Here is a 6805-nt window from a genome sequence, read left to right on the forward strand (position 1 = left end):
AGATGGAGTGCTTACGTCAGTCGCATTCATTCATGTTATCCTAAAGAGCCCTTGCTATCGGTATATCAAATTCTATAGAATGATGGTTTATCCAACCCCGCGTGCTGAAATAACATCACAACGGGCTTAAAAGTTCATAAAATAGCAATCTTCCCCATAACTATACTTGGGGCACCAATAGATTGACTCTTATATTTACTTGTATGTTATTATCAGTATATATGGTACTTGTTACTTTGTTCACGTCGGTGAACTCTTGAAAAGATAGTCTCGAAAACGGTAAAGAAAGTTATATAACTTAAGTTGCGCAATATTATACAGTAGATGGTGACTGGAATGAAACCTGTTGGGAAGTCCAAAGTAAGCAAACAAACTTCGAAAGAAGATACGGTTTATCCTTTGATCAGACTCCCTCAAGAGTATGAGGGTCTCATTGGGAACACAGTTACAATCTATGAGACAGAGCACGATGGACAACGCGCACTTTTACTTGTTCCTTACGAGGATACAAGAAGTCCTCCAAAAATTGATCGCCCTAATTCAAAAATTAGCATCAATAAACGTCTGTCTTCCATTGAAGCGGACATTAAGGTGATAAAAGAGACTCTGAAGGTGGATTGAATGGAATTGATATCACACACGACGGTTAAAAAGATGGCTCCGAAGAAAGGATTCAGTGCACCATATATCCAATTCGCGTGGGGTTATGATCACTCACTTATCGGCAAACCTGTATCTATCTACAAAGTGGAAGGTGGATACTTCGTATCAACGGAATCTAACGAGTTTAAACTTTCCAATCCGCTAGATCCCGTCCAAAATGCTGTCTGTTCTAGGAATAATGAGTTTAAACCAAGTGAAAATTTAAATAAGTCCCAAAATGAACCTGAAATCACAAAAGAAACGGGCCTGAAGGGATTTGAACCCTTGACCTGCGGATTAAGAGTCCGCCGCTATGCCGAACTAAGCTACAGACCCAAGCCTGTTAGACCTAATAATGTGGTCGATAATGCCGAATAAAGGTTTTGGCGATCCTGCCCGATCCCCTACTTGGAATCCCTTAATACGCAGGAATGGTACATCTTCTGTACAATGCCACCAGAAGCCCCGTTTGAGCAGCCGGGACCGATAAAATATTGCATCTTCGGGTGCGGAACAAATGGCTACAACATCATACTCGAGCTGGCAAAAGAGAATGAGCGCGTTGTGGTGGTGGATAAGGACGAGTCCCGCGTGCGACACCTGCGGGACCAGAAATACGATGCCTACCAGCGCGACATCACCTCGCAGGACCTGCTCGCAGGTCTTCCCCTCTTCGAGATCGCCTTTATAATGACCGGGGATGGGGACGCAAACCTCGCAGCCGTCCTCACTATCAAGAAACGGTTTCCCTCAGTCCAGATCGTGGCCCGATCGATCGACCCGGTGAACGGCCAGAAGCTCACGGCTGCCGGTGCGGAGTTCGTCCTCTACCCGCAGGAAGTGGTGGCCCGGTTCGCAATCCTCCAGATCCGGAAGCAGCATTCGAGCCGGATCTCACAACGGCTCTTCACCCTCCTCGCCGGTTGGGAAGGCACCCTCGGGATCATCACCCACAAGAATCCGGACCCCGACGCGATCTCGTCCGCGATGGCGCTTGCCGAGATTGCGAAGCACGCGAACCCCAAGACCCTTACTACACGCATCTTTTACGAGGGAAATATCGGGCACCAGGAGAACCGGACCTTCGTCAACCTGCTCGATATCAAGATGGAGCATCTCACCATCGATGCCCTTGCGAAGTGCACCTACCTCGCCCTGGTCGACTGCTCGGGCCCGGGGGCGAACAACGATGTCCCGCCCCAGACGAAGATCAACATTACCATCGACCATCACAAGGAAGGAAAGCACGTGGCAACCCAGAGCACGTTTGTCGACATCCGGCCGGGTGTCGGGGCCACGGCGAGTATCATGACCCAGTACCTGCAGGAACTGGACGTGCCGGTTGACAAGCGAGTGGCAACCGCACTCCTCTATGGTATCCGGACGGACACAAAGGAGTTCAAGCGCAACGTGACGCCGCAGGACCTCAACTACGCGGGCTTCCTCCTGCCCCTGACCGACGCCGACCTGCTCGACAAGATCATGTCGCCGTCCATGTCTCAGGAGACGCTCGACATCATCGGGAAGGCGATCCACGAGCGGAAGATCCAGAGCGGGTACCTCTTCGCGAACGTCGGGTACGTGATGAACCGCGACTCCCTCCCGCAGGCGGCTGACCTCCTAATTACGCTCGAAGGAGTGAACACGGCACTCGTCTACGGTATCACGGACAACGCGATCGTGATCTCGGCCCGCAACCGGGATATCCGGCTGCATATCGGCAATGCCCTCTCCGAGGCGTTCGGTGATATGGGCGATGCGGGCGGCCATCCGAACATGGCCGCCGCCACCCTCCCGCTCCACTACTTCGGCAAAGTGGAGAACAAGGCCCAGCTGCTCGAGATCGTGATCGAGCCCGTCCTCCAGAAGTTCAAGACCCTGGTCGGGCTCGAGAACGAGGGCAGGAAGAATGGAGTATAGCCTCTGGGAACCCTGCTACTGCAGGATCCTCGCGTATTTCGGGTTCGAACGCGAGGGTGATGAAGCGGCAGCCCGGCTGCTCGCCTCGCTCATGAACCGCGACAACCTCCTCTCGCTTGTCACTATCACTGATGGCAACGAGGTAACGGTCTGCGGGAACGCACCCTGCCTCAAGGATGAACTGGGAAAAATCCGGGGGATAGTCTTCGCAGCCGATGCAGCAGCCGAGGTGCTTGATGCGAACGGTATCCAGCCAAATGCGATCTTCACGGACCTTGATGGGACAACCGACCGGTTCCTTGAGATGAACCGGCAGGGGACGATCGTGGTCATCCATGCCCACGGGGACAATATCCCGCTCCTGAAATACTGGGTGCCCCGGTTTACCGGCCCGGTGGTCGCTACCACACAGGCCACGCCCCTCCCCCATGTCCACAACTTCGGCGGGTTCACGGATGGCGACCGGGCTGTATTTGCGGCCGATGAACTGGGCGCATCGGGCATCACGCTCATCGGTTTCGATCTGGACGATGAGGATGTAGATCCGCTGAAGCGGGGCAAGCTCCACATCGCCCGCAAACTCCTTGCCATGATCGGGTTCACCGTATGAGTACGACCGCCTTTGTCCTCGATGGGTACGTTGACGAGCCTGCATGTCTTGGTGTACCCCCGTATATCTCGCCCTATATCCGCACGGTTGCCGGCGCATTCATCGCCCACGGATATACTGTCCGGTATCTCACGATCGACCAGCTCCGCAAGGATCCGTTGCGGACAACCGAACTGAACAAGGCGGCCGTGCTCGTGATGATCGCGGGGGTGACGGTGCCGGGGAAGTACCTTGGCGGCACGCCGGCCACGCTCACCGAGATCCAGCAGGTCGGGCACATGGTGAGAGGGCCAGAGAAACTGATCGGCGGTCCCATCGGCTTTGGCTACGCAGGGGAAGGCGGCCAGAAGGCGATCCGGCAGGTGATAAGCGGGTTCGATACCCTGCTCACCGGGGAACCGGCGATTGCGCTCGATAATTATCTCACCGGCAACGACCCATCCGGGGCGCTGGATTATACCCGGACCGATCCGTGGAGCGTGGCGGGCAGCGGGATTATTGAGCAGCACCCGGACTATCCGTACGTGATGTGCGAACTGGAGACTGCCCGGGGCTGCTCCCATGGCGCAACCGGTGGCTGCTCGTTCTGCACGGAACCGTTCTACGGCATGCCGAAATACCGTGACATCCCCGCGATTACGGAGGAAGTTGCCGCACTCCACCGCCACGGGGCCCGCCACTTCCGCGTCGGTCGGCAGCCGGATATTCTTGCCTACGGGGCCGGCTCCGGGGAGTATCCGGCACCGGTCCCGGAGAAGATTGAAGCATTGTTCTCCGGTATCCGTACCGCCTCCCCGGAGCTGAAGACGCTCCACATCGACAACACGAACCCCGAAACCATCGCACGGCACGAGGAACCGGCCCGGGAAGCGCTCCGGGCGATCATCCGGTACCATACGTCAGGCGATGTCGCAGCGTTCGGGATGGAGACGGCCGATCCTGCCGTGGTCACGGCAAACAACCTGAAGTCGCGGCCCGACGATGTGTTCCGGGCAATTGAGATCGTGAACGAGGAAGGGGGGAAGCGGCGGGACAATGTGCCCGAACTCCTCCCGGGCCTCAACTTCGTCTGCGGGCTTGCGGGAGAGACCGAAAGAACGTACGATCTCAACGAACAGTTCCTCGTACGGGTCCGCGATGCAGGGCTTCTGGTCCGGCGCGTGAACATCCGGCAGGTGATGCCGTTCGAGGGTACGCCTGCGTTCACGAACAACACGCTCGGGCAGCACGAGCGGCGGTTCCGGGTATTCAAGGAGTTCGTCAGGACTACAATCGATCTCCCGATGCTCCAGCGGGTATTTCCCATCGGCACCGTGCTCCGGGATGTGCGGTTTGAAGTGTCAGAAAACCTCTCGTTCGGCAGGCAGATGGGATCGTACCCGATTCTCGTGGGTCTCCCCCTCCAGCTCCCCGTGGGACAGGTTATCGATACCGTAGTCGTGGACTGGGGAAGGCGGTCAATCACGGGACTTCCGGCCCCGGTCCTGATTAATACCCTCCCGGCATCCGCGATTAAGTGGCTGCCAGGTGTGGGAAAGAAGAAGGTAGCCGCGGTAATCGCGAAGCGGCCGTTCAGGGACCTCGAAGCGTACCGGAAGGTGGCGGGGACTTCCCCGCTCGACAACTGCCTGGCCTTTTAGCGGATGCAGGCCTGCCATCGGAGGATTCGGAAAAAGTGAGGTCAGACCACGGCACTGACCGTTACCGAACCGTATGGCTGGGACGTGCTGGCAGAGTTCAGCAATTGCCCGTTCTTCCAGATACCGACCTCAAGCACCTGTTTTGCGGACCGGTCAGCCTTCTGGAGTGTGACCGTAACAGGCCCGGTAGCATTTTCGAGGGTCACGAGACGATCAGCTGAATCCCTGACCGGTACTGTAACCCCATTCACCGTGTAGTCCCCGGTATACGCGCCCGGGTAGGATATGTTGATGCGTATCCCAGTCTTCGGGACCGTTACGGTCGGGGGATAGACGATCTTCTCGGCCCTGATGCCCGCGCTGGAAACCCCGTAGTGCTCAACGGACGGAGCGCTGCCGGTTGCGGCCGATGCAGCCGGGGTTCCCTGCCCGGCTGGTGCCTGAGGGTTCCCGCCACCTCCAAAGAGGAACAGCCCTGCTGTTGCCAGCACGATGAGGATGCCGGCTACGATCCCGATCAATTTCCATGGAGCGCCCATAAGTCCGGGCGTTTTTCCGTTCTGTCGTATTGTCATTGTGGTTCACCTGCATATTTCTGAAATGGCGGGCAATTTGGTACCCGCTTCTGCCTGAAACGTTGCCCCGGGCATGTAAACGATTTATGAGCAAATCCTCTACATGTCCGCATGGTACGGATCGGTCTGGTGAAAGAGAGGAGATGTGGGCAGGTGCCATGAAAAGAGTGGTTGATACTCCAGCACAGACTTATGCCGGGATGGCCATTTCAGATCTGCTTCAGTTCCGTGACCTTCAGGATGTCCGTCCGGGTCACGATCCCGACAATTTTACCGTCCGCCACGATCGGGATCCGGCCAATGTTGTGGGCCGACATGATCTTCAGGGCATCGATGACCGGGGCCGTGGGTGGGAGCGTGATTGGATCCCGGGACATGATATCCCGGACCTGCATTGCCTCGCGATCGATCGAGGATGTACGGTTGACATCCGCGAGTGTTACCATACCGACAAGGGTGTCCCGGTCGATCACCGGGAAGCCAAGGTGCTTGCTCGTATACATCATGCTGATCACCTGGCTGAGTGGGAGCGTTGGCGGAACGGTAGTGACCGGGCTGCTCATCATGTCGCCGACCGTGACATTCTCCAGGAGGTGGCTGTACCTCACGGAAGTCGACTCCATGTTCGCCCCGATGTAGATGAAGAGGGCGATCAGGATCAGGAACGGGGAGAAGGCGAAGAGCCCGATGATCCCAAAGAGGATTGCAAACCCCTTGCCGATGTCCGCCGCAATCTGGGTGGCCCGGTGCATGGGCATCCTTTTCGCAAGGAATGCCCGGAGCACCCTGCCGCCATCCATAGGAAAGGCCGGGATCAGGTTGAAGGCGCACAGGATGATGTTAAGCACGCCGAGATACCCGAAGATGAAGACCAGCACACCTGCGGTGCCCGGGTCGGCGGTCATTGACGGGACTGCGTAGACGAGCAGGCTGCACACGATCCCAAAGAAAAGGCTTGCAATCGGCCCGACAAGCGCCATCGGGAGTTCTGCCTTCGGGTCGGGAATCCCCTCCTCCATTGTTGCGATACCACCGAAGATCATCAGCGTGATGTTGTTGATCGCGATCCCTTTGCTGCGGGCGACAAGACAATGTGCGAGCTCGTGGACAAGTACGCCAACGAAAAGCCCCAGCGCAACGATCGTCCCGAGCACATAGGGCATAAAGCCGGCGGTGACAACGGTAATATCGATGGGTACCTGGTAAATTTCCTTGAGCATATCGATGGTCAGGGTGATCTGGCTGCCGATGATCCAGGCAAACAGGGGAATGACGAGCAGGAATGTATAGTGAATCAGGATCGGAATCCCAAATAAGCGCCCGATCCGAAAAGACCCGTCCATAACAAAGGATTATCTTTTTAACTCTTAAGTATATACTTTCATCTGATAACGATGGAAACCCAGATTACCGAGCTG

6 protein-coding genes and 1 tRNA gene are annotated in these 6805 nt (G+C 56.4%); 4 read left to right on the forward strand and 3 right to left on the reverse strand.

The window, feature by feature from the left end:
• Nucleotides 1–324 precede the first annotated feature (324 nt).
• Nucleotides 325–621 (forward strand): hypothetical protein, encoded by a 297-nt coding sequence (locus ABSE13_RS12895; protein WP_424028924.1) that lies wholly within the window; start codon nt 325–327, stop codon nt 619–621.
• Nucleotides 622–904: 283 nt separating this feature from the next.
• Here the strand turns inward: ABSE13_RS12895 and ABSE13_RS12900 are convergent.
• A tRNA-Lys gene (locus tag ABSE13_RS12900) sits at nt 905–978 on the reverse strand.
• 114 nt (nt 979–1092) lie between these two features.
• Here ABSE13_RS12900 and ABSE13_RS12905 point away from each other — a divergent pair.
• From ABSE13_RS12905 to ABSE13_RS12915, 3 genes are read left to right on the forward strand one after another with little or no spacing between them, the layout of a single operon-like run.
• Nucleotides 1093–2562 carry a DHH family phosphoesterase gene (locus ABSE13_RS12905; protein ID WP_424028925.1) on the forward strand — a complete coding sequence of 490 codons (1470 nt, stop codon included), beginning with the start codon at nt 1093–1095 and terminating at the stop codon, nt 2560–2562.
• Complete coding sequence (locus ABSE13_RS12910; protein WP_424028926.1) at nt 2552–3172, forward strand: 6-hydroxymethylpterin diphosphokinase MptE-like protein; 621 nt, start codon at nt 2552–2554, stop codon at nt 3170–3172. The genes ABSE13_RS12905 and ABSE13_RS12910 overlap by 11 nt, the downstream gene beginning before the upstream one ends.
• Nucleotides 3169–4812, forward strand: coding sequence for a radical SAM protein (locus ABSE13_RS12915; RefSeq protein ID WP_424028927.1), 1644 nt, complete (start codon nt 3169–3171; stop codon nt 4810–4812). The genes ABSE13_RS12910 and ABSE13_RS12915 overlap by 4 nt, the downstream gene beginning before the upstream one ends.
• A gap of 41 nt (nt 4813–4853) precedes the next feature.
• Here the strand turns inward: ABSE13_RS12915 and ABSE13_RS12920 are convergent, their stop codons facing one another.
• Nucleotides 4854–5387: a hypothetical protein gene (locus ABSE13_RS12920; RefSeq protein WP_424028928.1), complete on the reverse strand. Its 534-nt coding sequence runs from the start codon at nt 5385–5387 to the stop codon at nt 4854–4856.
• A 209-nt stretch (nt 5388–5596) separates the two neighbouring features.
• Nucleotides 5597–6730: a CBS domain-containing protein gene (locus tag ABSE13_RS12925; protein ID WP_424028929.1), complete on the reverse strand. Its 1134-nt coding sequence runs from the start codon at nt 6728–6730 to the stop codon at nt 5597–5599.
• Nucleotides 6731–6805 lie beyond the last annotated feature (75 nt).

This window comes from Methanoregula sp. (assembly GCF_049518935.1).
In the GTDB taxonomy this organism is placed as follows: Archaea; Halobacteriota; Methanomicrobia; order Methanomicrobiales; family Methanospirillaceae; genus Methanoregula.

Bases quoted from the DNA above. Each gene is read 5' to 3' on its own strand.
- ABSE13_RS12895 (WP_424028924.1), top strand. From the start codon at position 325: ATGGTGACTGGAATGAAACCTGTTGGGAAGTCCAAAGTAAGCAAACAA.
- ABSE13_RS12905 (WP_424028925.1), top strand. From the start codon at position 1,093: ATGCCACCAGAAGCCCCGTTTGAGCAGCCGGGACCGATAAAATATTGC.
- ABSE13_RS12910 (WP_424028926.1), top strand. From the start codon at position 2,552: ATGGAGTATAGCCTCTGGGAACCCTGCTACTGCAGGATCCTCGCGTAT.
- ABSE13_RS12915 (WP_424028927.1), top strand. From the start codon at position 3,169: ATGAGTACGACCGCCTTTGTCCTCGATGGGTACGTTGACGAGCCTGCA.
- ABSE13_RS12920 (WP_424028928.1), bottom strand. From the start codon at position 5,387: ATGACAATACGACAGAACGGAAAAACGCCCGGACTTATGGGCGCTCCA.
- ABSE13_RS12925 (WP_424028929.1), bottom strand. From the start codon at position 6,730: ATGGACGGGTCTTTTCGGATCGGGCGCTTATTTGGGATTCCGATCCTG.